This window comes from Enterococcus sp. DIV0546 (assembly GCF_051712785.1).
Taxonomy (GTDB): domain Bacteria; phylum Bacillota; class Bacilli; order Lactobacillales; family Enterococcaceae; genus Enterococcus; species Enterococcus faecalis.
This window is the reverse complement of record NZ_JBIOPO010000001.1, coordinates 2,712,501-2,737,023: the sequence shown is the minus strand read 5'-3', so window position 1 is coordinate 2,737,023 and position 24,523 is coordinate 2,712,501. Positions and strand designations below refer to the sequence as shown.

The 24,523-nt window shown below is 39.7% G+C and carries 20 protein-coding genes, 2 rRNA genes and 1 other annotated feature (1 of these 23 running past the window's edge); of the genes, 19 read left to right on the top strand and 3 right to left on the bottom strand.

Going from position 1 to position 24,523, the window contains the following annotated elements:
* The first annotated feature begins 149 nt into the window (after window positions 1–149).
* The 17 genes from IGJ24_RS13225 to guaB all read left to right on the top strand — a co-directional run bounded on the left by IGJ24_RS13225 (window position 150) and on the right by guaB (window position 17,716).
* Entirely contained in the window at window positions 150–950 is an 801-nt protein-coding gene (locus IGJ24_RS13225; protein WP_002355987.1) for an SDR family oxidoreductase, read from the top strand.
* Window positions 951–965: 15 nt separating this feature from the next.
* A complete protein-coding gene (locus IGJ24_RS13220) occupies window positions 966–2,828 on the top strand; it encodes a BglG family transcription antiterminator (protein ID WP_016615254.1) in 1,863 nt (620 codons plus the stop codon).
* Window positions 2,825–3,310, top strand: coding sequence for a transcriptional regulator GutM (locus IGJ24_RS13215; protein WP_002355985.1), 486 nt, complete (start codon window positions 2,825–2,827; stop codon window positions 3,308–3,310). Before IGJ24_RS13220 ends, IGJ24_RS13215 begins: the two co-directional genes overlap by 4 nt.
* Complete coding sequence (srlA, locus tag IGJ24_RS13210; protein WP_002355983.1) at window positions 3,310–3,864, top strand: PTS glucitol/sorbitol transporter subunit IIC; 555 nt, start codon at window positions 3,310–3,312, stop codon at window positions 3,862–3,864. The genes IGJ24_RS13215 and srlA overlap by 1 nt, the downstream gene beginning before the upstream one ends.
* Before the next feature lie 16 nt (window positions 3,865–3,880).
* Window positions 3,881–4,876 (top strand): PTS glucitol/sorbitol transporter subunit IIB, encoded by a 996-nt coding sequence (gene srlE / locus IGJ24_RS13205; RefSeq protein ID WP_129194052.1) that lies wholly within the window; start codon window positions 3,881–3,883, stop codon window positions 4,874–4,876.
* Between the two features lie 23 nt (window positions 4,877–4,899).
* Window positions 4,900–5,256: a PTS glucitol/sorbitol transporter subunit IIA gene (locus IGJ24_RS13200; protein ID WP_002355981.1), complete on the top strand. Its 357-nt coding sequence runs from the start codon at window positions 4,900–4,902 to the stop codon at window positions 5,254–5,256.
* A gap of 27 nt (window positions 5,257–5,283) precedes the next feature.
* Complete coding sequence (locus tag IGJ24_RS13195) at window positions 5,284–5,961, top strand: fructose-6-phosphate aldolase (RefSeq protein WP_289865841.1); 678 nt, start codon at window positions 5,284–5,286, stop codon at window positions 5,959–5,961.
* 200 nt (window positions 5,962–6,161) lie between these two features.
* On the top strand, window positions 6,162–7,934 hold the full coding sequence (locus IGJ24_RS13190) for an oleate hydratase (protein ID WP_129194051.1): 1,773 nt from the start codon (window positions 6,162–6,164) through the stop codon (window positions 7,932–7,934).
* Between the two features lie 410 nt (window positions 7,935–8,344).
* Window positions 8,345–9,331, top strand: a complete 987-nt coding sequence (locus IGJ24_RS13185; protein ID WP_010819661.1) for a DUF3114 domain-containing protein — start codon at window positions 8,345–8,347, stop codon at window positions 9,329–9,331.
* A gap of 247 nt (window positions 9,332–9,578) precedes the next feature.
* On the top strand, window positions 9,579–10,295 hold the full coding sequence (rsmG, locus tag IGJ24_RS13180; RefSeq protein WP_002355977.1) for a 16S rRNA (guanine(527)-N(7))-methyltransferase RsmG: 717 nt from the start codon (window positions 9,579–9,581) through the stop codon (window positions 10,293–10,295).
* A gap of 15 nt (window positions 10,296–10,310) precedes the next feature.
* The gene (locus IGJ24_RS13175) at window positions 10,311–11,072 is read left to right on the top strand and encodes a ParA family protein (protein ID WP_002355976.1); all 762 of its coding nucleotides are present in this window, start codon (window positions 10,311–10,313) and stop codon (window positions 11,070–11,072) included.
* Window positions 11,065–11,955 (top strand): ParB/RepB/Spo0J family partition protein, encoded by an 891-nt coding sequence (locus IGJ24_RS13170; protein ID WP_002355975.1) that lies wholly within the window; start codon window positions 11,065–11,067, stop codon window positions 11,953–11,955. The genes IGJ24_RS13175 and IGJ24_RS13170 overlap by 8 nt, the downstream gene beginning before the upstream one ends.
* Before the next feature lie 117 nt (window positions 11,956–12,072).
* Window positions 12,073–12,258, top strand: coding sequence for a DUF951 domain-containing protein (locus IGJ24_RS13165; protein WP_002355974.1), 186 nt, complete (start codon window positions 12,073–12,075; stop codon window positions 12,256–12,258).
* Between the two features lie 56 nt (window positions 12,259–12,314).
* The gene (gene ychF, locus IGJ24_RS13160) at window positions 12,315–13,430 is read left to right on the top strand and encodes a redox-regulated ATPase YchF (RefSeq protein WP_002355971.1); all 1,116 of its coding nucleotides are present in this window, start codon (window positions 12,315–12,317) and stop codon (window positions 13,428–13,430) included.
* 108 nt (window positions 13,431–13,538) lie between these two features.
* Window positions 13,539–14,228, top strand: a complete 690-nt coding sequence (locus IGJ24_RS13155; RefSeq protein ID WP_002363563.1) for a DUF1129 domain-containing protein — start codon at window positions 13,539–13,541, stop codon at window positions 14,226–14,228.
* A gap of 166 nt (window positions 14,229–14,394) precedes the next feature.
* Window positions 14,395–16,077 (top strand): 6-pyruvoyl-tetrahydropterin synthase-related protein, encoded by a 1,683-nt coding sequence (locus IGJ24_RS13150; RefSeq protein WP_002368743.1) that lies wholly within the window; start codon window positions 14,395–14,397, stop codon window positions 16,075–16,077.
* 157 nt (window positions 16,078–16,234) lie between these two features.
* Window positions 16,235–17,716 carry an IMP dehydrogenase gene (gene guaB / locus IGJ24_RS13145; RefSeq protein ID WP_002355966.1) on the top strand — a complete coding sequence of 494 codons (1,482 nt, stop codon included), beginning with the start codon at window positions 16,235–16,237 and terminating at the stop codon, window positions 17,714–17,716.
* Between the two features lie 211 nt (window positions 17,717–17,927).
* On the opposite strand, the gene serS is transcribed toward guaB, so the two are convergent.
* The 3 genes from serS to IGJ24_RS13130 form a co-directional block, all read right to left on the bottom strand.
* Window positions 17,928–19,199, bottom strand: a complete 1,272-nt coding sequence (gene serS / locus IGJ24_RS13140) for a serine--tRNA ligase (protein ID WP_002355965.1) — start codon at window positions 19,197–19,199, stop codon at window positions 17,928–17,930.
* An 87-nt stretch (window positions 19,200–19,286) separates the two neighbouring features.
* Window positions 19,287–19,493: a binding site (T-box leader), on the bottom strand.
* 40 nt (window positions 19,494–19,533) lie between these two features.
* Complete coding sequence (locus tag IGJ24_RS13135) at window positions 19,534–20,715, bottom strand: sensor histidine kinase (protein WP_002363566.1); 1,182 nt, start codon at window positions 20,713–20,715, stop codon at window positions 19,534–19,536.
* Window positions 20,705–21,394 carry a response regulator transcription factor gene (locus IGJ24_RS13130; protein ID WP_002355963.1) on the bottom strand — a complete coding sequence of 230 codons (690 nt, stop codon included), beginning with the start codon at window positions 21,392–21,394 and terminating at the stop codon, window positions 20,705–20,707. Before IGJ24_RS13130 ends, IGJ24_RS13135 begins: the two co-directional genes overlap by 11 nt.
* Before the next feature lie 665 nt (window positions 21,395–22,059).
* Here IGJ24_RS13130 and IGJ24_RS13125 point away from each other — a divergent pair.
* A 16S ribosomal RNA gene (locus IGJ24_RS13125) occupies window positions 22,060–23,620 on the top strand.
* A 226-nt stretch (window positions 23,621–23,846) separates the two neighbouring features.
* Window positions 23,847–24,523, top strand: a 23S ribosomal RNA gene (locus tag IGJ24_RS13120); it runs 2,236 nt beyond the window's last position.
* Together the 16S and 23S rRNA genes form the textbook arrangement of a ribosomal RNA operon.

The following is a 24,523-nucleotide window of genomic DNA, read 5'->3' as shown; positions in this document are numbered from 1 at the left end:
CTTCACGGATGATTGATTGTGAAGAAGCAACTGCTTTTTTGTTTTGAATTAGTCTACTTTTTTTTCTAAACTGCAAAAAAAGACTGTCTTAAATAATTTCACAAACTGACCTATACTGAAAGCGCAAACAAATGATAGGAGTGGAACAAATGACAGATTGGTTAGGAATTAAAGGAAAAGTAGTGATTGTTACAGGAGGCTCATCTGGTATTGGTCGCAGCATTGTTGAAAGCTTGTTAGCACAAGAGGTCTATGTCGCTAATTTTGATATTTCAGCATCAGAAACGCAACATGAGCATTTACTCTTTGTGAAAGTCGATGTAACTTCTCGAGCAGAAGTAGAAGCGGGTGTCGCTCAAGTGGTGGAAAAATTTGGAACCGTAGATGGCCTAGTAAATAATGCCGGAATCAATATTCCTCGTCTATTGGTGGATAAAAATCATCCTCATGGGCCTTATGAATTATCGGATGAGGTATTCGACAAAATTGTAGCCATCAATCAAAAAGGGCTCTACCTAATGAGCCAAGCAGTGGGCCGGATTCTTGTACAAAAACAAGCAGGTGTCATTATTAATATGTCTTCAGAAGCTGGATTAGAAGGCTCCGAAGGGCAAAGCGCCTACGCTGCAACGAAAGCAGCGGTCAGCAGTTATACACGTTCATGGGCTAAAGAGTTAGGAAAATCAAACGTCCGTGTCGTGGGGATTGCGCCAGGCATTATGGAAGAAACGGGCTTGCGCACTTTAGCATACGAAGAAGCATTGGCTTATACACGAAACATTTCTGTGGAGCAATTGCGAGCAGGTTATTCAAAAACAAGTACGATTCCATTAGGTCGTAGCGGAAAACTCCATGAAGTCGCTGACTTAGTATGCTATTATTTATCAGACCGTTCAAGCTATATTACAGGCATCACCACAAACGTAGCTGGAGGTAAAACAAGAGGATAGAGGTGGGAAAACTAAATGACGCTAGTAAATAGATGGTACCAAGTAATAAAATTACTAGTTGATCACAAAGGAATGAGCTTACAGGAATTGCAAGAAAAATTAGCCGCAAGTCCTCAAACAGTTCGTAAAAACATTGATACATTGAATGATGAATTAATCGGTATCGCCCAAATTATTCAGAAGGAAAATCTCTTTCAGTTAGAAATCAATAACTTTGAAGGTTTTGAAGAGGTTTTGTCTGGACGGCTAAAAAGGGAATCTGATTTTAATTCTTCAAGCAAGCGTGTTTCCTACATTATCAAACGATTAATAGAAGAAGATCAATTTATTTCAACTTATGATTTATCCGAAGAACTCGCCGTTAGTCGCGGCACAGTTAATAAAGACATTAAGCGCATGAAAGAGCTGATTGCTCCTTGGCAGGTTGCGGTTGTAGGTACGCCAAACCGTGGCATTCATTTAGAAGGAAAAGAGTTTGATTTACGCTTACTTCATGTGAATTACGTCCAAGAATATTTTGAAGAACAGTTTCTTCATGAAACTACCAAACAAATGATACAAAAAATAATCAAAGAAACAAGACTAGCAAAACAAGATAGTTTTCTTTTACGAAGAGTGGTTTCAATTGTTTTGCAGCGTGTTTTAGCTGGAAAACTCATTACGGAACTACCACCAGAATATGTTGATTATGTTCGTCATAACGAGCAGATTGAAGAACTGATGTATCACTTGGAAATAACCTATAATGTAACGTTAAGCCAATGGGAACGTTCCTTTATCAGCTTTCCTTTTAACATCAACACAAACCATATTCGTAATTCTTTATTGGCTGATGAAGGACTCTTAGCTGACTATTTTCAAAAAATGATGAAAAAAATTCATCATTCAGTTGTTGTTGAATTTGATGAGGACTTCTTGTTTTCAGAAATGAAAGATCATTTAAGAAACGTGATGAATCGACTCGTTTTTCATGTGGAGTGTCACGATTTATTTTACGGAGAAATTGAACGACAATATCCTTTGGCCTATGAATTAGCCAAGATTGGCTTGCAAGAATTGGGCCGTTTGTTAAATCGTTGTGTGCCGACGGTTGAATTTGGGTATCTCGCTTTGTATTTTGAGCTAGCATTGAGAGGGAACTATGAAGCGGGAGCCAAAAAAGAAATCGCTGTAATCTGCAGTACAGGTCATGGAACGGCCTTGATCATTCAGCGGCAATTGGAAAAAGTTTTGGGTCCAGACGTCCAGATTGCCCATTTTTCTGAAGAAGAGGCAGAGAGAAGAGAATTGAATCAATATTTTGCTATTTTTACAACCATTCCCTTAAAAAATATTCGACCACAAACACCGATGATCCATTTAACTAATTTATTTAACGATACTTGGCTCAGAAATGAGTGGCAGAGAGCAAAAGAAATTCGTTCCGTGGAATCTCAAAATATTCATATGACCTATCAATTATTAGAGAATACTCAAGGTTACCGAGCGAATATCCAGAAAATGATTGCTGATTTAGAAGCAGAAAAATTAGTAGATTCCCAATTTATCGAACGAATTTTTACTAGAGAAGATCAACAAACAACTATTTTTGAATCGGGGATTGCCTTTCCCCATACAATTAATCAAGCCTTACCAACGATTATTTTATCGATTGGGGTTTTTGAAGAATCACTGGTTACACCAGAAGGTAAAGTTGATGTTATTTTGCTGTTGGGTATTCCAGAAGAGCTGACGGCCACTGTTGAAGCAGAGTTACTACAACTATATGACCGCTTGTTTACAATCGCAGGAGACGAACGTTTACGTAATGAGTTACGGAAGCAACGAGATGTTTTAGCAGTTAAAGAGTGGATGCAAAGGAAGGGGATTATCATATGAGCTTTATCTACGTATTCGGAGCGCTTTTTTTAACAGCTTACTTCGTTCAGATAGCTATGGGAATGAAACAGATTAAACACTTTAATCAAAACTACCAAGAATTGCGACAATTAGGGAAAGTCGCGATTGGTCGACGTGCAGGGAAGTTAAAAGCTGGCACGATTATCTTATTTGCTGTGGATTCGCAAGGGAAAATCTTAGCCGCTAGAAAGATGCAAGGTGTCACTGTTCTAGCTAAATTTCATCCCTTACCTCAGTACGTGAACGAGGATATTCATTATATGGATCATTACCATCCACTCGTACAAAAGGAAAATAAATTAACCCAACAAGCGATGGAAAATGCACGAGAGATTTACTTACGTGTTGAGCTTGGCAATTATCAAGAAACACAACCATTAACGCCGCTTAATGGAGCCAAAATTCAATGGCAATTATGGAAAAATAAAGTACAAACAAAATTGAAAGGAAGTGTCGAGTAATGTCTTATATTACAAAATTTGCGGAAGGATTTATGCACCTTTTCCAAACAGGAGCAGAAACATTTATTTCTTGGATGACAGGCATCGTACCTGTTGTTTTGATGTTAATGGTAGCTATGAATACTTTAATTGCTTTTCTAGGAGAAGAAAGAGTAACCAAAGTAGCCAAACTTTCTGCTAAAAATCCTGTTACGCGATATTTAGTGCTGCCTTTTTTATCCGCTTTTATGTTAGGCAATCCAATGTCCTTTACGATGGCTCGATTTTTACCAGAATACTATAAACCTAGCTATTATGCTGCACAAGCGCAATTTTGTCATACCAGTAATGGAGTTTTTCCTCATATTAATCCTGGTGAATTGTTCGTTTGGTTAGGGATTGCGCAAGGGATTGATACGTTAGGACTAAATTCGATGGACCTAGCGATTCGCTATATGTTTGTAGGGATATTAATGAATTTTATTGGCGGTTGGGTTACCGATTTCACTACCGCCTATGTTTGCAAACAACAAGGAATTACCCTTAGTAAAACAGTAGAGATTGCTGTGGATTAGAAAGGAGCAAGGTGCGATGACGTACAATAGTATTAAGGTAGTTAAAGGAAATGGCGGTTATGGTGGGCCCTTAGTGATTACACCGACAGAAGAAAAACATAAATTTATTTACATTACAGGTGGCGGCGAGAAACCCGCAATTGTTGATAAAATCGTAGAATTGACAGGAATGGAAGCGGTCAATGGTTTTAAGACATCGATTCCAGATGATGAAATCGCATTAGCCATTATTGATTGTGGAGGCACTCTTCGTTGCGGGATTTATCCTAAAAAAGGAATTCCTACTATTAACGTTGTTCCAACTGGCAAAAGTGGTCCCTTAGCACAATACATTAATGAGACAATTTATGTTTCCGCTGTAGGCCCGAAACAGATTACATTGACATCAGAAGAAGCTGCTGCTGATGCAGAAAAGCCCACCTCGAAAAAAACAGAATTTAAATATGATACAAGTAAAAAAATTACTGAACAAAAAGCGGAACAACAAAGTTTTGTTGCGAAAATTGGTATGGGTGCAGGAAAAGTTGTAGCGACGTTCAACCAATCAGCCCGTGAAGGCGTACAAACGATGATCAACACAGTGATTCCGTTTATGGCATTTGTTTCTTTATTAATTGGTGTGATTCAAGGTTCAGGAATTGGTGAATTTTTTGCCAATATCATGGCGCCATTGGCAGGAAACATTGTGGGGTTAACAATTATTGGTTTTATTTGTTCTCTGCCGTTTCTTTCTCCTTTATTAGGTCCTGGAGCAGTAATCAGCCAAGTAATTGGTACGTTAATTGGTGTGGAAATTGGGAAAGGCAACATTCCGCCACAACTAGCTTTACCAGCATTGTTTGCTATTAATACACAAAACGCGTGCGACTTTATTCCCGTGGGTTTAGGCTTGGAAGAAGCTGAAGCTGAAACCGTTGAAGTCGGGGTCCCTTCTGTTTTATATTCTCGTTTCTTAAATGGTGCCCCTCGAGTACTAGTTGCTTGGTTAGCAAGTTTTGGATTGTATAGTTAAAAAATTTTTTTGGAGGATGGGAAATGTCAGTATTTACAACAAAGGTTCAGTCTATTGGACCAGAAGCCGAATTATTTAAAGAAGAAAAAATGGTCATCTTATTTGGAAAAGATGCACCAGATGCTTTAGCAGATTATTGTTATAACATTGAGGTTCAGCCAGTCACAGAAGCGATTACGGACAAGCAAACGTTAGTGATTGATGAACAAACTTACCAGATTACCGCTGTAGGCGAGGTAGTATTAACTAATTTAGACACATTGGGTCACATTACTATTAAATTTGATGGCGCAACAACACCTGAATTACCAGGTACATTATATGTTGAAGAAAAAGCTATTCCTGAAATAACTGTTGGTACAACAATCACTATTCTATAATTATCGTTTAAGGGAGGAACGTAAAAGATGGAATTTATGCTAGATACAATTAACCTTGAGGCTATTCGAAAGTATCAGAAAATTTTACCACTGGCAGGCGTAACGTCTAATCCTAGTATTGTTAAGCAAGCAGGAAAAATTGACTTCTTTGCGCAGATGAAAGAAATCAAAAATACGATTGGACAAGCGAGTTTGCACGTCCAAGTGGTCGGTCAAACGACAGAAGAGATGCTAGAAGATGCCCAAACCATTGTACAACAATTAGGCCAAGAAACATTCATTAAAATCCCAGTTAATGAAGCAGGCTTGGCAGCCATCAAACAACTTAAGCAGGCAAATTATCGGATAACAGCAACCGCTATTTATACAGAATTTCAAGGCTACCTAGCGATTGCGGCAGGTGCAGATTATTTAGCGCCGTATTATAATAGGATGGAGAATTTAACAATTGATTCTCAAAAGGTTATTGAGCATTTAGCTGCAGAAATTAAACGGACGAACGCAAAGAGTAAGATCTTAGCTGCTAGTTTTAAAAACGTGGCACAAATTAATCAAGCCTGTCAAATGGGGGCGCAAGCGGTCACTATCGCACCAGAACTCGTGACACAAGGCTTGGCAATGCCCGCCATTCAAAAAGCAGTAACTGATTTTCAGGAAGATTGGGTTGCTGTTTTTGGAGTAGAAACGGTAAACGAATTAGCATAAAAAGAACGAGAAGAAAAAGCGGCCATTTTTCTTCTCGTTCTTTTTTTGTTTCACATGAAACATCTACGATTATTCACTTGCTTAAAAATTAGACAATTTTCTTTATTTGTCAAAGAATTTCTTAAAAAAAAGGGTTATCTTTTGGGTATTTTTTTTGGTAGCAGTATGATGAGGGTATCAAATGATAGGAGGAAACGAGAATGAGATACACAAATGGAAATTATGAAGCATTTGCTCGACCAAGAAAACCAAAAGGTGTAGATGACAAGAGTGCCTATATTGTTGGTGGTGGCCTAGCAGGTTTAGCAACGGCTGTTTTCTTAATTCGTGACGGTCAAATGAAGGGCGAAAATATTCACATTTTTGAAGAACTCACGCTGTCTGGCGGTTCTTTAGATGGTAAATTTATTCCCCATGATGGCTTTGTCACTCGCGGCGGACGCGAAATGGAAAACCATTTCGAGTGTTTGTGGGATCTATTTCGTTCGGTACCATCATTAGAAGTAGAAGATGCCTCTGTCCTAGATGAGTTTTACCGTTTAGATTTAGATGATCCGAATTCTTCAAATTGCCGCATTATTCATAACCGTGGCGAACGTGTCCCAGATGATGGACAATTTACTTTATCCAAAAAAGCACAAAAAGAAATCGTTGATTTATTTATGACTTCTGAAGATCAATTAATTGGCAAAAAAATTGAAGATGTTTTCGGCGAAGAATTTTTTGAATCCAACTTTTGGATCTATTGGTGTTCAATGTTTGCTTTTGAAAAATGGCACTCTGCCATTGAAATGCGCCGTTACATCATGCGCTTTATCCACCACATCAAAGGTTTGCCTGACTTTACAGCCTTGAAGTTTACCAAATACAATCAATACGAATCGTTAGTGAAACCATTATTAAGCTTTTTAACCAATCAAGGGGTAGACTTTCAATATGAAACAACGATCAATGATATCCAAGTCGACATCAAAGGAGCTACTAAAGTTGCTCGGCGATTATTGTTGACACAAGCGGGCAAAACCAAAGAAATTCCTTTAACTGAAAATGATTTAGTCTTCGTAACGAATGGCTCAATTACTGAAAGTTCGACGCAAGGAGATCATCATACACCAGCACCAATTACTCATGAACTAGGGGGAAGTTGGAATCTCTGGAAAAACTTAGCAAAACAATCCCCAGAATTTGGACACCCAGAAGTTTTCTGTGAAAATTTACCAGATGAAAGTTGGTTTGTCTCAGCAACGATTACGTGGGAAAATTTCGATATTGAACCGTATCTTTCTCGGTTAACACATCGTAAATTACGGACAGGAAAAATTGTCACAGGTGGTATTATTACTATCAAAGACTCTAATTGGATGATGAGTTTCGCTATGCATAGACAACCGCATTTTAAAGAACAAAATGATCAACAATCTATAACTTGGGCATATGGATTACTTTCTAATAAACCAGGAAATTATATCAAAAAACCAATCGAACAATGTACAGGCCAAGAAATTACGCAAGAGTTACTTTATCATTTAGGGGTCCCAGAAGGGGAAATTGAACGTATTTCAGAAGAATCGGCTACCACTATTCCGGTTTATATGCCGTTTATCACTTCTTACTTTATGTTAAGAGAACCAGGCGATCGACCATTAGTTGTACCAAACGGCTCTAAAAATCTTGCTTTCATTGGGAACTTCGCAGATACTGAACGAGATACGGTGTTTACAACAGAGTATTCTGTACGGACAGCGATGGAAGCTGTTTATCAATTGCTAGAGGTTGAACGCGGAGTACCAGAAGTGTTTGCTTCTGCATACGACTTGCGCGTCTTAGCAAACTCTGTTTATTATTTATCTGACAAGAAAAAATTAACAGAAATGGATATGCCGTTCGTAGAACGCAAAATGGTTGAACACTTTGTGAAGAAATTTGAGGATACGTATATTGGTGATATTTTAAGAGAAAATCATTTAATTTAGTTGAAAAAGCGAGTGTAAATCACTCGCTTTTTTGGTTGTTTTATTAACCGTTGAATAAATATTCATAATTGTGTATATTTCTTTTATGATTTTATGGATATTAAATATATAATATGTTGAATGGGGGTAGCCAGTGGGCAACTTCGCAAAAAAATCTTAATTTCTGAAGAGACTTTTTCAAAATTTTGTTGAAAAGAAGGCGCATTTTTACCATAGTTTCTTCACATTTAACGGCTATTATTTAAACATACCCGATAAACAAAACCCTAACAAAACACTTTTTCATTTTTTAACTCCTCCGCCCGCCCTTCCCCAAAGGGCGGGTTGTTTTTTTGCTTTAAAGCAGTTGGCATTTTGCGGGGAAAGGATTATCATTATAGAAGAAGTATATAGAAAAAGGCGGCGAGAAGATGGGACGTTGGCAAGAATTACAACAAGCAATGAGTGCTGGTGTAGAGGCGGCGATTGACGCTGGCTGGGACCGCCAAGCTGTTTATGGATTAGTGGAAAGTGCCATAAAAGACACGCGTTTCTTGCCACTTGAGCAAGCGAAAATAGCAGTCGCGGAACTGTTTTCTGAAGTGGAAGAAGTGGGCTCTTCAGCGTATGAGCGATTATTTCGCTTTTCGGCTTATCGTCCGCAAGAAAAGCTCTCGTTACTGTTATGGCAATTAGGTGCAGTGTTGGATCAGCATGGCATGTTGCAATTAGTAGGACCTTATCGTTTCTCGAAGACGGTTGCACCGCATGCGACGTTTTGGGATTTGTTGGCAAAAACAGTTCAAAAAGCCTATCCGTTAGGTCTTCTTGGGAGCTTTAATCAAGAGAAAGCGAAAAAGATACATCAATTAAGAATGTATATTGATCGTCAAAATATCACGTATATCCGCGATTTTTTTAAACAAGAAGGGGACACCGATGAACAGGCATTAAAACGCTATGTTTTTGCGGCCAAGCCGCAAGGGATGGGCGGGCGGAAGCTGAAAAAAAGCTCTGCTCGTTTGCACAACAAATACCCTGAGGGGGCATCTTATTCTTTAATTAATAAGAAACGATTGACGCCTAATTTTCACAGTGAGTTTATTTTGAATGAAGAAGGGACCTTTGTAACCCAGTGGGATGTGTTAGTTGAGGACTGGCGAGGCAGATTAATTAGTAATCCAGCCTATTATCAAGCGGCCAAAAACAGTGAATACCAGGAAAAAGTCTTGAATGGTGAATCGTTTAATTATGCGAATCGGAATAATCGTACCCATGAATTACTAGATAGTTCACCACCAGGGAGATTTGATCATCAATTACGAAAAACAGCCAAAAAAGGTTGGTTAAGTCCCCGTATCCAAGAATACGACTACCGCAGAGAACGACAAATAAAGTGCGATGATTATAGTAAGTAAAACAAGCCAATGTTTCACATGAAACATTGGCTTGTTTTACTCTTAGAGAAAGGCGGTTTTCGTTGCCGCCAATTGAACATTTTGGCCCGTGGCTAGAGACTTTTTACTACATAAAAAGGCGGGTTTTTCTTTTATCATTCAGGCAAAAATCTTCCGAAAAGCATTGCAAGAAATTGCTATTTGCGTTAAAGTAGGAAAAGATGATTGTGAAACATTTTTCTGTTTCACAAAAAAGGAAGGAGTCTTTATGCTACCCGAAGAATTTAGACAACTATTAGCCGCAAAAGGCATTGAATTGACAGACCAACAGATGACACAATTTGACCAATATTTCCATTTATTAGTAGAATGGAATGAAAAAATGAATTTAACAGCCATTACAGAAGAAAAAGAAGTTTATTTGAAACATTTCTATGATTCTGTTTCGTTGGCATTCTTTGAAGACTTTGCCAGCGATAAAGCCATTTGTGATGTTGGCGCAGGCGCAGGATTTCCAAGTATTCCTTTGAAAATTGTTTTTCCTTCATTAAATGTCACAATTGTTGACTCTTTAAATAAACGAATTACTTTCCTAACAGAGTTGGTGAATCAACTAGGTTTGGCTAATGTTTCTTTGTATCATGATCGTGCAGAAACATTTGGTCAAAAAGCAGAATTTCGTGGCGCGTTTGATTACGTTACAGCGCGAGCAGTTGCACGATTAAATGTTTTAAGTGAACTGTGTTTACCCTTAGTTAAAAAAGAAGGCTATTTTTTAGCCTTAAAAGCATCGAAAAGTGAAGAAGAAATTAATGAAGCAAAACCTGCAATCGCTACATTAGGCGGTCAATTTCAAAAAGAAGTTGGTTTTACTTTGCCGATTACGGCAGACGAACGCCACATTGTCGTGATTCAAAAGAAAAAAGAAACCCCTAAAAAATATCCCAGAAAACCTGGATTACCAAATAAACAACCGATTAAATAAGATGGAGGCACACACATGACACGAATTATTTCTGTAGCGAACCAAAAAGGCGGCGTTGGTAAAACAACGACCACTGTAAATTTAGGCGCATGTTTAGCAAACTTAGGCAAAAAAGTCTTACTGATCGACATTGATGCACAAGGAAATGCGACCAGTGGCATGGGTGTCCCTAAACCAGATGTCGCACACGATGTGTATGATGTCCTTGTAAATGAAGAACCAATCACTAGCGTGGTTCAACATACCAGCCGTGAAAATTTAGATATTGTCCCTGCCACTATTCAATTAGCAGGCGCTGAAATTGAATTAACTTCAATGATGGCTCGAGAATCGCGCTTGAAATTAGCAATTGATGAAGTAAGAGACATGTATGATTTCGTTTTAATTGATTGCCCGCCTTCTCTAGGGCATTTAACAATCAATGCTTTTACAGCAAGTGATTCGATTCTAATTCCTGTTCAATGTGAATATTACGCATTAGAAGGCTTGAGTCAATTGCTAAATACGATTCGCTTGGTTCAAAAACATTTTAACCCTGAATTGAAAATTGAAGGGGTCCTGTTAACCATGTACGATGCTCGGACCAATTTAGGTGCCGAAGTCGTTGAAGAAGTCCGTAAATATTTCCGTGAAAAAGTCTATGACACGATTATTCCAAGAAATGTCCGTTTATCCGAAGCACCAAGTCATGGTTTACCAATCATTGACTATGATATTCGCTCAAAAGGTGCCGAAGTGTATCAAGCACTAGCAAAGGAAGTGTTGGAGAATGAATAAAGGCAAAGGTTTAGGCAGAGGCATCGATGCCTTGTTTCAAGATATCGCAAAGCTAGAAGATGTCGACGTTAAGAACGAACAAGTGACAGAAATTCTATTAAACGAACTTCGTCCCAATCCTTACCAACCGCGGAAAACATTTGATGAAACCTCTTTACAAGAACTTGCAAACTCGATTCTACATTCCGGTGTGTTTCAACCGATTATTGTCCGTAAATCGGCAGTTAAAGGCTATGAAATTATTGCAGGTGAGCGTCGGTTCCGGGCTTCTAAATTAGCCGGCAAAGAAAAAATTCCCGCAATTATTCGCGAATTTGATGAAGAATCCATGATGCAAGTTGCTGTTTTGGAAAACTTACAAAGGGAAGATTTAAATCCGCTAGAAGAAGCAGAAGCCTATGAAATGCTAATGAAAAATTTGAAATTAACACAAGCGGAAGTCGCAGAACGTTTGGGCAAAAGTCGCCCGTATATTGCCAATTATTTACGATTGCTAACCTTACCAGATGCGGTCAAAGCAATGGTTCAAAAACAAAGCATGTCAATGGGTCAAGCACGGACGTTATTAGGCTTGAAGAACAAAGAACAGCTATTGCCATTAGCTAATCGTTGTATTAAAGACAATTTAACGGTTCGACAATTAGAACAACTTGTCGCTGAATTAAACGAAACACAAGGCAAAAAGGGCAAAAAAGCGAAAAAAGCCATCAAAGAAAAACCCATTTATATTCGTGAAAGTGAAGACCGTCTAATGGATAAATTTGGGACAACTGTAGCAATTCAAGAAAAAGAAGGCAAAGGAAAAATTGAAATTGAGTACTTGTCCTCTTCGGATTTGGCTAGAATTTTAGATATTTTAGATATTCATTTTGACGAGGAATAAAAAGCAAAGTGAGAAAGTAAGACAGAAAGTCACAAATCCTTTTGCTAGTTTCGGTAAAAAATGGTATTGTAATCATGGTATTTTTATATAAGTAAGAGAAGAAAGAAGGCTTGGAACATGTATGATTTAGGCGATATTGTCGAAATGAAAAAGCCGCATGCTTGCCAAGCAAATCGTTGGCAAATCATTCGCATGGGCGCTGATATCAAAATCAAGTGCACGAATTGCGGGCATATTGTCATGATGCCGCGTCGTGATTTTACTAAAAAATTAAAAAAAGTAATCGAGAAAAAAGCAGACTAATGCTTTGATGCCTCTAATAGAAAAGAGAATAGACTGAGAGAAAGAGTGGAAAACAAATGGCACTAACAGCTGGAATTGTCGGCTTACCAAACGTTGGTAAATCGACCCTATTTAACGCAATTACAAAAGCAGGAGCAGAAGCTGCAAATTATCCCTTTGCAACGATTGATCCGAACGTCGGCATGGTTGAAGTACCAGATGCCCGTTTACAACGCTTGACAGAACTAGTAAAACCGAAAAAAACAGTTCCCACAACGTTTGAATTTACAGACATCGCCGGAATTGTTAAAGGTGCCAGCAAAGGAGAAGGGCTGGGAAATCAGTTTTTAAGTCACATTCGTCAAGTAGATGCAATCTGTCACGTGGTTCGTTGTTTTGATGACGAAAATATCATGCGTGAACAAAATCGGGATGCGGATTTCGTTGATCCTTTAGCAGACATTGATACAATTAATTTAGAGCTAATTTTAGCAGATTTAGATTCAATCAATAAGCGCTATACTCGCGTGGCTAAAATGGCGAAAGCAAAAGATAAAGAAGCGGTGGAAGAATTAGCTGTTTTAGACAAAATTAAACCAGTTTTAGAAGAAGGTTTATCTGCTCGTACGATTGAATTTACGCCAGAAGAAGAGAAAATTGTTAAATCTCTTTTCTTATTAACCACAAAGCCGGTCCTTTATGTAGCAAATGTTTCAGAAGATGAAGTGGCGGATCCAGACAACAACGAGTATGTACAACAAGTTCGTAATTTTGCAACCAGTGAAAATGCGGAAGTAATCGTAGTTAGTGCGCGAGCAGAAGAAGAAATTGCTGAATTGGATTCTGAAGAAGACAAGGCTGAATTTTTAGAAGCAATGGGCATTGAACAATCTGGCTTAGATCAATTGATTCGTGCGGCGTACGATTTGTTAGGCTTAGCTACCTACTTTACAGCTGGTGAACAAGAAGTTCGTGCGTGGACGTTCCGTAAGGGAATCAAGGCACCTCAAGCAGCTGGGATTATCCACAGTGACTTTGAACGAGGCTTCATTCGTGCGGAAACAGTTTCTTATGAAGACCTAGATAAATATGGCAATATGCAAGCTGCCAAAGAAGCGGGCCGTGTTCGTTTAGAAGGAAAAGACTACGTCGTTCAAGATGGCGATGTTATGTTGTTCCGTTTTAACGTTTAAAAAAATGTGCCCAACAAGCAATTTGTTTTGGGATAAGCCCACATATTTAAGGCCATTCAGCCGTTTAGAAAGAGGTTCCCTCTACATGAGGGTGAGGAGGATACAACTATGGAAGCAGAAGCATTACGAGCAATCGTGGCTGAGAATCGTCAATTAGAACAGAATTTGACTAAAAGAAATGAACAATACATTTTTGACTTAAAAAAATCATTAAAAGCGGCTAATTTATCTGAAGAAGAGCTAGCATTGGCTCTACACGGTATTTTACCAGAATTAGTAGCCGGTCAAAAAACAGGTAAAACAGCCCGTCAGTTATTTGGCACTGTTTCAGAACGGACGGAAGCAATTTTAAATAAACCAGCAGAAGTCAAAGAACCAGCGGGCTGGATGATTTGGCTCGACAATACCTTACTATTACTTGGTTTATTAACAATCATGTTAGCGGCGATGTCTCTATTTTCAAAAGGAACCGCACAACCTCTCGGATTAACCACATATATCTTAGGTGCGATGGCTGGGGGTTATGTTTTCTATCTAATGCACAAATATGTTTATCGTTTTGATCGTCAAGGTGGCGACAAAAGCAAACGTCCTGGTTGGTTAAAAACGACCGCCATTCTATTTGGTGGGATGTTCTTGTGGATTGCAGTTTTCGCTGGTTCAGCGATGCTGCCACCAGTGATCAATCCCATTTTAGATCCGATGATTGCTTTAGTAATCGGTGCGTTAGCCTTTGTAGCACGCTATTTCTTCAAGAAAAAATACAATATTCAAGGTAGTTTCATGACACGTCAATAAACGGCGCGCGCTCAATTGTGAATGCGCTCGGCTGACGCAGAAACTGCAACAAGCAAAGTCGCTCTCTCAATAGAGCGTTTTAACAGTTAAAGCCTGGGGGATTAGTCGAAAAAGCTAGTGTCCCAGGCTTCTGTTTTCAGAAGTTTGCTAAAGAAAGGAGCCTCTTATGGGACAACAAGTGAAGTCTTGGTGCCGTCAACACGAGCGGCTACTCATTTTTATTAGTTTTCTCTTATTAAGTGGACTTTCTCTTTATTTTGTCTATTTTCAAGAGAATTTTTTACGAGCAAGTGATTTCCGCTTTCATCAAAATCGGGTGGAAGGCCTCGCATTAGCAATTAAAAACAACGACTGGTTTCCTAAAATCAATTATTTTTTCTTGGGAGGCTATGGCTATGCCTCTAGTTTGTTTTATCCAGATGCGTATCTTTATTTGCCTGCGCTTTTGCGTGTTCTGGGGCTTTCCTTTGTCGCTAGTATGGCGGTTTTTGTGTTTGCGGTAAACTTGGCAACATTTAGTCTTACTTATTATGCAGGCCGATTAATGGCGCTCTCTAAAAAAAGAAGCTATCTCTTTGCCATTTTGTATGGCTTATCTATTTACCGCATGCAAGACTTGTTTAATCGCCAAGCGTTAGGAGAATTTTTGGCGCTAAGTTTTTTTCCGTTGGTCTTAGCGAGCCTGTTTTTATTACGAAAGGGAACCACGAAATGTTGGCCGTTGTTAACGCTGGCGATGACTGGGATTGGGTTGGCTCACTTTATTTCTATTGAAATGGTTTCTATTTGGATTGGGTTATACATTCTGTTTTATTGGCAGCAGTTTTTTAAAAAGGAGGTCCTGTGGGCATTAACGAAGGCTGCAGGTCTGACGCTGCTTTGGCTGGCCTTTTATCTTTTACCAGTTGCTGAACAAATGAAAAATCAAGTGTTTAAAGTTACATCCAATCCACTCACTTATATTTCCGAAAGAAGTTATCCCATTGATTCTCTTTTCATTAATAGTTTAAAGAGCAGTGTTTTTCACGCGAAAACAGCGAATCTAGGAACCCTTTTGTTTGTGGGACTTGTTGTAGCAGTGGTTTCGCTTGCCAGCAAAAAAATTCAGAACAAACGGTTTATTGGTTTGACGCTGGTACTCTTATTGATGGTTACCACGCTTTTTCCTTGGCACTGGCTGAACCACACGCCTTTAAATACGATTCAGTTTCCTTGGCGGTTTTTAGGGATTCTTTCCGTAATGCTCGCTTTTTTCATTGCACAAGACGAATGGGGCGTTTTCCGTAAATCTTGGACCGTGGCTTTGTTGGTTTTCCTTGCCATCAGCAATTTAGGCATTTATCAATATCAAAGTATTCAGTCACAACAAGGTCGCCTGTTAACAAAAGCTGAGTATGAGCAACCAACACCTTTTTATATCGGTGCGGGCCATGAATATTTGCCAGATGAAATCAATTATCAGGAATTATTGAAACAGAAAAAACGACAACTTGATTATTCGGCAGAACAAGTAACCATTACAAATGTTAGAATGCCTTATGGGAAAATTTCATTTGATTACCAAGTGGTGAAGCAATCAGCGAAGGTGACCGTTCCTTTTATTTATTACTTAGGCTATCAAGCCACGATTCAAATGAAAAACCAAACGGGCGCTAAAAAAATGAACCTAACCAATCAAGGAGGCTTAGCCGCTCTTTCTTTATCTGGTACAGGACATGTCGACATCCGTTACCAAAGAACAAAAGTGCAAAAAATAGGGACAATGATTACCTTGCTTTCTGTCGGCGGTTTTGGATTTAGCCGATTTTTACAACAAAAAAAGAAACACAAGATAAAAGAACAACGATGAAAGTAGGACCTTAATTAGGAAGAGTTGAATAGAGGACAAACCGATTTTGGTGTTTTGTCCTTTATTCCTCATTGATTATTTAAACAAATCTAGTTGACTTCCTTAGTATTATCTGTTATTTTCATATATAAAATTAAGTTGAGGAGTGGACAAAAAAATGTCAAATTGGGAAACAAAATTTGCGAAAAAAGGTCTTACATTTGATGATGTGCTATTAATCCCTGCAGAAAGCCATGTCTTACCAAATGATGTAGACATGAGTGTACAATTAGCTAAAAATATCAAGTTAAATATTCCATTGATGAGTGCCAGTATGGATACTGTTACAGATAGTAATATGGCAATTGCGATGGCTCGTCAAGGTGGACTAGGTGTCGTACATAAAAATATGACTGTCGCCCAACAAGCAGACGAAGTACGTAAAGTCAAACGTTCTGAAAGCGGCGTTATCATTGATCCATTCTTTCTAACACCAACAAACTTAGTAGCGGATGCAGAAGAATTAATGAGTCGTTACCGTATTAGCGGTGTGCCAATTGTAGAAACAATGGAAAACCGTAAATTAGTCGGAATTATTACAAACCGTGATATGCGTTTTGTAACCGACTACCAAATCAAAATTGAAGAAGTCATGACAAAAGATCATTTAGTCACTGCGCCAGTTGGCACATCTTTAAAAGATGCAGAAAAAATCTTACAAAAACATAAAATCGAAAAATTACCAATCGTTGATGAAGCAGGTCGCTTAAGTGGCTTAATTACAATTAAAGACATTGAAAAAGTGATTGAATTCCCAAATGCTGCCAAAGACGAACACGGTCGTTTACTTGTGGCGGCAGCAGTCGGTGTCACTAGTGATACGTTCGAACGTGCGGAAGCATTATTAGAAGCAGGTGCCGATGCGATTGTTATCGATACTGCACATGGCCATAGTGCCGGCGTTATTCGCAAAATTAAAGAAATTCGTGAAACGTTCCCTGAAGCAACATTAATTGCTGGTAATGTTGCCACTGCTGAAGCAACCAAAGCATTGTATGATGTCGGCGTGGACGTTGTCAAAGTTGGTATTGGACCTGGTTCAATTTGTACAACACGTGTCGTTGCCGGTGTTGGTGTTCCTCAATTAACAGCGATTTATGATGCTGCTTCTGTAGCTAGAGAATATGGTAAAGCAATTATCGCTGATGGCGGTATTAAATATTCTGGTGATATCGTGAAAGCCTTAGCTGCTGGTGGCCATGCTGTAATGCTAGGAAGTATGTTAGCAGGTACAGATGAATCTCCAGGCGAATTTGAAATTTATCAAGGCCGTCGTTTCAAAACTTACCGTGGCATGGGCTCATTGGGTGCAATGGAAAAAGGATCAAGTGATCGTTACTTCCAAGGAAGTGTCAATGAAGCAAACAAATTAGTGCCAGAAGGAATCGAAGGACGTGTCGCCTACAAAGGAAGCGTTTCTGATATTGTCTTCCAATTAATCGGTGGCTTGAAATCAGGGATGGGTTACGTCGGTGCAGCAGACCTGAAAGCGTTGCGTGAAGAAGCACAATTTGTTCAAATGAGTGGTAACGGATTGAAAGAATCACATCCACATGACGTTCAAATCACAAAAGAAGCACCAAACTATTCTGTTCAATAAAATAAAAGCTGATTTTTTTGAAATTTAAAAGAGGCAGACGTCATTTCGACGTCTGCCTCTTTTTCTGTAGAATGAAGGATTTGCTTCTGTTTCCGCCGTTTATCAATTTTTAAGCCTGTAACAAAAATCCAAAGTGATTTTTGTTACAGGCTCCTTTTCCTATAGAATAAAAGCCGTTATCTGATATCAGACAACGACCTTCATCTTCCCTTTATTTAATAACTGTTAGGTTACCCATGTAAGGAACTAGGACTTCTGGTACAGTCACAGAGCCATCTTCGTTTTGGTAGTTTTCTAAAATAGCAGCGACTGTCCGTCCCACGGCTAAACCAGAACCATTGAGTGTATGCGCATATTGGACTTTATCATTTTCATCACGGTAACGAATCATCGCACGGCGCGCTTGGAAATCTTCACAGTTTGAGCATGAACTGATTTCACGGTATGTCTCTTGAGCGGGAATCCAAACTTCCAAGTCATAAGTTTTCGCAGCTGAGAAGCCCATGTCACCTGTTGAAAGAGCCATGACACGGTAAGGTAATCCCAGTTTTTGCAGAATTTCTTCGGCATTATTCGTCATTTTTTCTAATTCCTCATAAGAATGCTCTGCATCACTAAATTTAACCATTTCGACTTTATTAAATTGGTGTAAACGAATTAACCCACGTGTGTCACGACCAGCGCTACCAGCTTCAGAACGGAAAGAAGGGCTCAAGGCCGTAAAGTAAATCGGTAAATCCTTGCCATCTAAAATTTCATTGTTGTAGTAATTAGTTAACGGGACTTCTGCCGTTGGGATTAACGTTAAATCCGTATCTTGTAATTGGAAGACATCTTCTTTAAATTTAGGAAATTGGCCAGTTCCGAACATGGCGGTGTCATTAACGATATAAGGCGTAATCATTTCTGTATAGCCATGTTCATAAACATGTAAATCTAACATGAAGTTGTATAACGCACGTTCTAAGCGAGCACCTAAGCCTTTGTAATAAACAAAACGGCTACCAGCTACTTTGGCACCACGTTCAAAATCTAGAATGCCTAAGTTTTCAGCGACTTCCCAGTGTGGTTTTGGTTCAAAAGCAAAAGTTCTTGGTTCACTCCAACGACGTACTTCTACATTTTCTTCTTCACCAGCACCAACAGGCACAGAATCATCTGGCAAGTTCGGTAAAGTAGTTGTGATCCCACGTAGCTCTTCGTCAATAGCATTAATTTCTGCATCTAACGCTTTAATATTGCCGCCGACTTCTTTCATTTCCGCGATTTTGGCCGTTGCATCTTCTTTGTTTCGTTTTAATTGAGCAATTTCAGCAGACACATCATTCCGGTATTTTTTCATTTCTTCGACTTTGACTAATAAATCACGGCGACTTTCATCTAAACGCAGAAATTCCACTAAGATTTCTTCTTTCACGCCACGGGTTTGTAGCTTTGCTTTTACTTCGTCAAAATTTTGACGCATCATTTTTACATCTAACATATTTTTTCCTCCTTAAAATTAGTACATAATCAATAATAACTGTTGTAGAAAACAACAAAAAAGCCATCTCACCCCAAAAATAAATATTCTTGGGACGAAATGACTGGAAATCTCGCGGTACCACCCAAGTTCAGTAATGTTACTGCCCTTGATTTGCAGATAACGGCTGCAGACCGTTCCAACTTATTTCGCTGGACACCTGGAAGAGACGGACTTCTTTATAGATGAATGTTTGCTCGCACCCCCGCAAACTCTCTGAAATTCAGTGCCATAAATACTTTTTCTCTTAGTTTTCTCTTTTCTATAGAATACCGAAAAAGTTCAGGGATGTCAATTAACTCTCTGATTTCTTGTTGGTACGCTGTAAGGGTAGATGAATAATAAAGGAAGTCCACTTTTGATCAGACTTCGCATAAATATATCCACCATGTAAAGCAACAATACTTTGTGCAATAGCCAGACCTAAACCAGTACCCCCCGTTTCTTGTGATCGGGATTCTTCGACACGATAGAAGCGGTCAAATAACTGATCTAAAGAATGTTTAGGGATAGCTGGTCCATCATTGCGAACAGCGATAATTGCTTCGGTGCCGACTTTGTCTACTTCCATTACAATATGATGGCCACCTTTGCCATATTTCAAAGCGTTTGAAAGAAGGTTGTTAAAGACTCGGACTAGTTTTTCCGTATCGCCTTCCATCATTAAAGAAGCTGGATTGGCTTTTACTTGGATTTGCATATTAATCTTTTTCGCTTCCAATTCAAAATCGGCAGCAAGCTGTTCAATTAATTGTGCCATATCAAAAGTCGTCGTATGAATCGGTACACTTGGTTGACGGACTTTTGTATATTCAAAAAGATCATCAACTAATAATTTCATTTGTTTCGCTTTGACGTAAGCGGTATGCGTATATTTCAGTAAATCTTCTTGGCTATGAAATTGACGATCTTCAATCAATCCCAGATAACCAATAATAGAAGTTAACGGTGTCCGAATATCATGACTGACATTCGTAATTAATTCATCTTTTGATTTTTCAATTCGCCGTTCATCTTCAATGGCTGCGACAGTACTATCCACCAGACCGTTAATACTCGTCACGACTTTTGCTAAATCACCACTTAATTCAAACGGAATGCGGTGATTGTAATTACCATCAGCGATGTAATGTAACTCACTGATAATATGACGCAATTGCATTTGATGGTAGCGACGAATTAAGCGCCAATAGAGAACAGCTGCATCTACTAAAAAGAAAATGGGTAAGACAAATTTATTCCAGCTCCAAAACAAATCAGTATTTAATTCTTTAGCGACCGCATCCTTAGTGGCCCAGATGACACCAGCTAAGGGCGAGTTTTCACTAAGTAGTTGTCCTAAGAGGAACATAATTGAGACATTTAATAGTAGTAATAAAACAATTGTCACAATTGCTTCTGCTAATAACTCGCTGATTTCTTTAGAAGTTAAGGTAATTCGTTTTTGTTTTTCAATCTTTTTAGGTTTAACGAGCATCGATCTTATATCCAACTCCCCACACTGTTTGAATGACTTTTTCTCCACCAGTTGCTTCTTCAATCTTATCTCTTAAATGACTGACGTGAACCATCACGGTTTTAGCAGAAACAATACTTTCTTGTTGCCACACACGCTCAAAAATTTCATCCGCACTAAACACACGATTTGGATGACTAGCTAATAGATAGAGGATACCAAACTCAAGAGCGGTTAATTGAATTTCTTTTCCTTCTATTGTTTTGACTTCGTGAGAGTCCTTATTAATCATTAATGGGCCGACTTCTAATTCATCGGGTTCTTCTTTGGTTAATTGCATTTGGCTTCTACGTAAAATAGACTTCACCCGAGCCATTACTTCTAAAGGATTAAAAGGCTTGGTGACATAATCGTCTGCACCAGCAACTAACCCTTTGATTTTATCCATATCGGTTGTTTTTGCTGTTAACATAATAATTGGAATTTGCGATTCTTTTCGAAGTTCTTTCACTACTTCCATTCCATCCATGATTGGCATCATAATGTCCAAGATTAATAAATCGATATCTGGTGTTGTGTGCAATTTGGATAACGCTTCTTTTCCATCATAAGCTTTCACGACTTCGTATCCTTCATTATGAATATAAATACTCAATAGTTCTACAATTTCTTTATCATCATCTGCAACTAAAATTTTCATAAGCGTTCATTTCCTCCATATATAAAAAATCTCTTTTCCATATTTTAACAAATAATTGCTAAAAAGGACAAAATCCTTGATATATTACGATAAATTTAGAAGATTTTGCTAAAAGTTAATAAACTATAGCCAAAAAAGGATGAAAGGGGGTAAAAAGCGAACGAAAATACCTATACCAATCATAATAATCGGTATTGAAAAAAAGTTTAAAAAAAGTGAAAATAATGATTGACCAATGCTTGAAATCTTGGTATATTATTACATGTCTCAAGGCGAGTCACACAGCTGAGCGATTCAGAAATCAATAATTAAATAACAATTCTTGATTTCAAATCTCTCGAAAAAAGTTTGAAAAAACAACAAAAAAGTTGTTGACAAATAACAAGCGAGATGATAAGATATAGAAGTTGTCACAACAGACAACAACAACCGAGCAAAACAACTTAAAAAACTTTTTAAAAAAAGTTCTTGACATTCAAACGAAAGTTTGTTATGATATAAAAGTTGCTGCGAGGTAACGTAGACCTTTGAAAACTGAACAAAGAATAGACGAACCAAATGTGTAGGGCGTCTTGATTCAATTCAAGACAACAAACATTTTTAACAAGCAAGCAATATGCTAGCAAACAAATTGAGCTTAACAATCGCAAGATTGTTCTAACTTTTATTATGAGAGTTTGATCCTGGCTCAGGACGAACGCTGGCGGCGTGCCTAATACATGCAAGTCGAACGCTTCTTTCCTCCCGAGTGCTTGCACTCAATTGGAAAGAGGAGTGGCGGACGGGTGAGTAACACGTGGGTAACCTACCCATCAGAGGGGGATAACACTTGGAAACAGGTGCTAATACCGCATAACAGTTTATGCCGCATGGCATAAGAGTGAAAGGCGCTTTCGGGTGTCGCTGATGGATGGACCCGCGGTGCATTAGCTAGTTGGTGAGGTAACGGCTCACCAAGGCCACGATGCATAGCCGACCTGAGAGGGTGATCGGCCACACTGGGACTGAGACACGGCCCAGACTCCTACGGGAGGCAGCAGTAGGGAATCTTCGGCAATGGACGAAAGTCTGACCGAGCAACGCCGCGTGAGTGAAGAAGGTTTTCGGATCGTAAAACTCTGTTGTTAGAGAAGAACAAGGACGTTAGTAACTGAACGTCCCCTGACGGTATCTAACCAGAAAGCCACGGCTAACTACGTGCCAGCAGCCGCGGTAATACGTAGGTGGCAAGCGTTGTCCGGATTTATTGGGCGTAAAGCGAGCGCAGGCGGTTTCTTAAGTCTGATGTGAAAGCCCCCGGCTCAACCGGGGAGGGTCATTGGAAACTGGGAGACTTGAGTGCAGAAGAGGAGAGTGGAATTCCATGTGTAGCGGTGAAATGCGTAGATATATGGAGGAACACCAGTGGCGAAGGCGGCTCTCTGGTCTGTAACTGACGCTGAGGCTCGAAAGCGTGGGGAGCAAACAGGATTAGATACCCTGGTAGTCCACGCCGTAAACGATGAGTGCTAAGTGTTGGAGGGTTTCCGCCCTTCAGTGCTGCAGCAAACGCATTAAGCACTCCGCCTGGGGAGTACGACCGCAAGGTTGAAACTCAAAGGAATTGACGGGGGCCCGCACAAGCGGTGGAGCATGTGGTTTAATTCGAAGCAACGCGAAGAACCTTACCAGGTCTTGACATCCTTTGACCACTCTAGAGATAGAGCTTTCCCTTCGGGGACAAAGTGACAGGTGGTGCATGGTTGTCGTCAGCTCGTGTCGTGAGATGTTGGGTTAAGTCCCGCAACGAGCGCAACCCTTATTGTTAGTTGCCATCATTTAGTTGGGCACTCTAGCGAGACTGCCGGTGACAAACCGGAGGAAGGTGGGGATGACGTCAAATCATCATGCCCCTTATGACCTGGGCTACACACGTGCTACAATGGGAAGTACAACGAGTCGCTAGACCGCGAGGTCATGCAAATCTCTTAAAGCTTCTCTCAGTTCGGATTGCAGGCTGCAACTCGCCTGCATGAAGCCGGAATCGCTAGTAATCGCGGATCAGCACGCCGCGGTGAATACGTTCCCGGGCCTTGTACACACCGCCCGTCACACCACGAGAGTTTGTAACACCCGAAGTCGGTGAGGTAACCTTTTTGGAGCCAGCCGCCTAAGGTGGGATAGATGATTGGGGTGAAGTCGTAACAAGGTAGCCGTATCGGAAGGTGCGGCTGGATCACCTCCTTTCTAAGGAATATTACGGAATTACACATTTCGTCTTTACTTTGTTCAGTTTTGAGAGGTCTACTCTCAAAACATTCGTTCATTGAAAACTGGATATTGAAGTAAAAAGAATCAAAACAAACCGAGAACACCGCGTTGAATGAGTTTTTTAATAAGTTCAATTGCTTATTTATTGATTAACCTTCTATCGCTAGAAGAAGTGATCAAGACCCAACCGCAAGGTTGATAAGGTTAAGTGAATAAGGGCGCACGGTGGATGCCTTGGCACTAGGAGCCGATGAAGGACGGGACTAACACCGATATGCTTTGGGGAGCTGTAAGTAAGCTATGATCCAGAGATTTCCGAATGGGGGAACCCAATATCTTTTATAGGATATTACTTTTCAGTGAATACATAGCTGATTAGAGGTAGACGCAGAGAACTGAAACATCTTAGTACCTGCAGGAAGAGAAAGAAAATTCGATTCCCTGAGTAGCGGCGAGCGAAACGGGAAGAGCCCAAACCAACAAGCTTGCTTGTTGGGGTTGTAGGACTCCGTTATGGTAGTCTGTTAGTATAGTTGAAGGATTTGGAAAATTCCGCTAAAGAGGGTGAAAGCCCCGTAGACGAAATGCTGACAACACCTAGGAGGATCCTGAGTACGGCGGAACACGAGAAATTCCGTCGGAATCCGCGGGGACCATCCCGCAAGGCTAAATACTCCCTAGTGACCGATAGTGAACCAGTACCGTGAGGGAAAGGTGAAAAGCACCCCGGAAGGGGAGTGAAATAGATCCTGAAACCGTGTGCCTACAACAAGTCAAAGCTCGTTAATGAGTGATGGCGTGCCTTTTGTAGAATGAACCGGCGAGTTACGATTGCATGCGAGGTTAAGTCGAAGAGACGGAGCCGCAGCGAAAGCGAGT

What these genes read in the sequence shown, in the direction of transcription:
- IGJ24_RS13130 (WP_002355963.1), bottom strand. Translation starts at nt 21,394, where the DNA reads ATGAAAATTTTAGTTGCAGATGATGATAAAGAAATTGTAGAACTATTG.
- ychF (WP_002355971.1), top strand. Translation starts at nt 12,315, where the DNA reads ATGGCACTAACAGCTGGAATTGTCGGCTTACCAAACGTTGGTAAATCG.
- IGJ24_RS13220 (WP_016615254.1), top strand. Translation starts at nt 966, where the DNA reads ATGACGCTAGTAAATAGATGGTACCAAGTAATAAAATTACTAGTTGAT.
- guaB (WP_002355966.1), top strand. Translation starts at nt 16,235, where the DNA reads ATGTCAAATTGGGAAACAAAATTTGCGAAAAAAGGTCTTACATTTGAT.
- IGJ24_RS13135 (WP_002363566.1), bottom strand. Translation starts at nt 20,715, where the DNA reads ATGCTCGTTAAACCTAAAAAGATTGAAAAACAAAAACGAATTACCTTA.
- IGJ24_RS13200 (WP_002355981.1), top strand. Translation starts at nt 4,900, where the DNA reads ATGTCAGTATTTACAACAAAGGTTCAGTCTATTGGACCAGAAGCCGAA.
- srlA (WP_002355983.1), top strand. Translation starts at nt 3,310, where the DNA reads ATGTCTTATATTACAAAATTTGCGGAAGGATTTATGCACCTTTTCCAA.
- IGJ24_RS13190 (WP_129194051.1), top strand. Translation starts at nt 6,162, where the DNA reads ATGAGATACACAAATGGAAATTATGAAGCATTTGCTCGACCAAGAAAA.
- IGJ24_RS13165 (WP_002355974.1), top strand. Translation starts at nt 12,073, where the DNA reads ATGTATGATTTAGGCGATATTGTCGAAATGAAAAAGCCGCATGCTTGC.
- IGJ24_RS13150 (WP_002368743.1), top strand. Translation starts at nt 14,395, where the DNA reads ATGGGACAACAAGTGAAGTCTTGGTGCCGTCAACACGAGCGGCTACTC.
- IGJ24_RS13155 (WP_002363563.1), top strand. Translation starts at nt 13,539, where the DNA reads ATGGAAGCAGAAGCATTACGAGCAATCGTGGCTGAGAATCGTCAATTA.
- serS (WP_002355965.1), bottom strand. Translation starts at nt 19,199, where the DNA reads ATGTTAGATGTAAAAATGATGCGTCAAAATTTTGACGAAGTAAAAGCA.
- IGJ24_RS13225 (WP_002355987.1), top strand. Translation starts at nt 150, where the DNA reads ATGACAGATTGGTTAGGAATTAAAGGAAAAGTAGTGATTGTTACAGGA.
- IGJ24_RS13215 (WP_002355985.1), top strand. Translation starts at nt 2,825, where the DNA reads ATGAGCTTTATCTACGTATTCGGAGCGCTTTTTTTAACAGCTTACTTC.
- IGJ24_RS13185 (WP_010819661.1), top strand. Translation starts at nt 8,345, where the DNA reads ATGGGACGTTGGCAAGAATTACAACAAGCAATGAGTGCTGGTGTAGAG.
- IGJ24_RS13175 (WP_002355976.1), top strand. Translation starts at nt 10,311, where the DNA reads ATGACACGAATTATTTCTGTAGCGAACCAAAAAGGCGGCGTTGGTAAA.
- IGJ24_RS13195 (WP_289865841.1), top strand. Translation starts at nt 5,284, where the DNA reads ATGGAATTTATGCTAGATACAATTAACCTTGAGGCTATTCGAAAGTAT.
- rsmG (WP_002355977.1), top strand. Translation starts at nt 9,579, where the DNA reads ATGCTACCCGAAGAATTTAGACAACTATTAGCCGCAAAAGGCATTGAA.
- IGJ24_RS13170 (WP_002355975.1), top strand. Translation starts at nt 11,065, where the DNA reads ATGAATAAAGGCAAAGGTTTAGGCAGAGGCATCGATGCCTTGTTTCAA.
- srlE (WP_129194052.1), top strand. Translation starts at nt 3,881, where the DNA reads ATGACGTACAATAGTATTAAGGTAGTTAAAGGAAATGGCGGTTATGGT.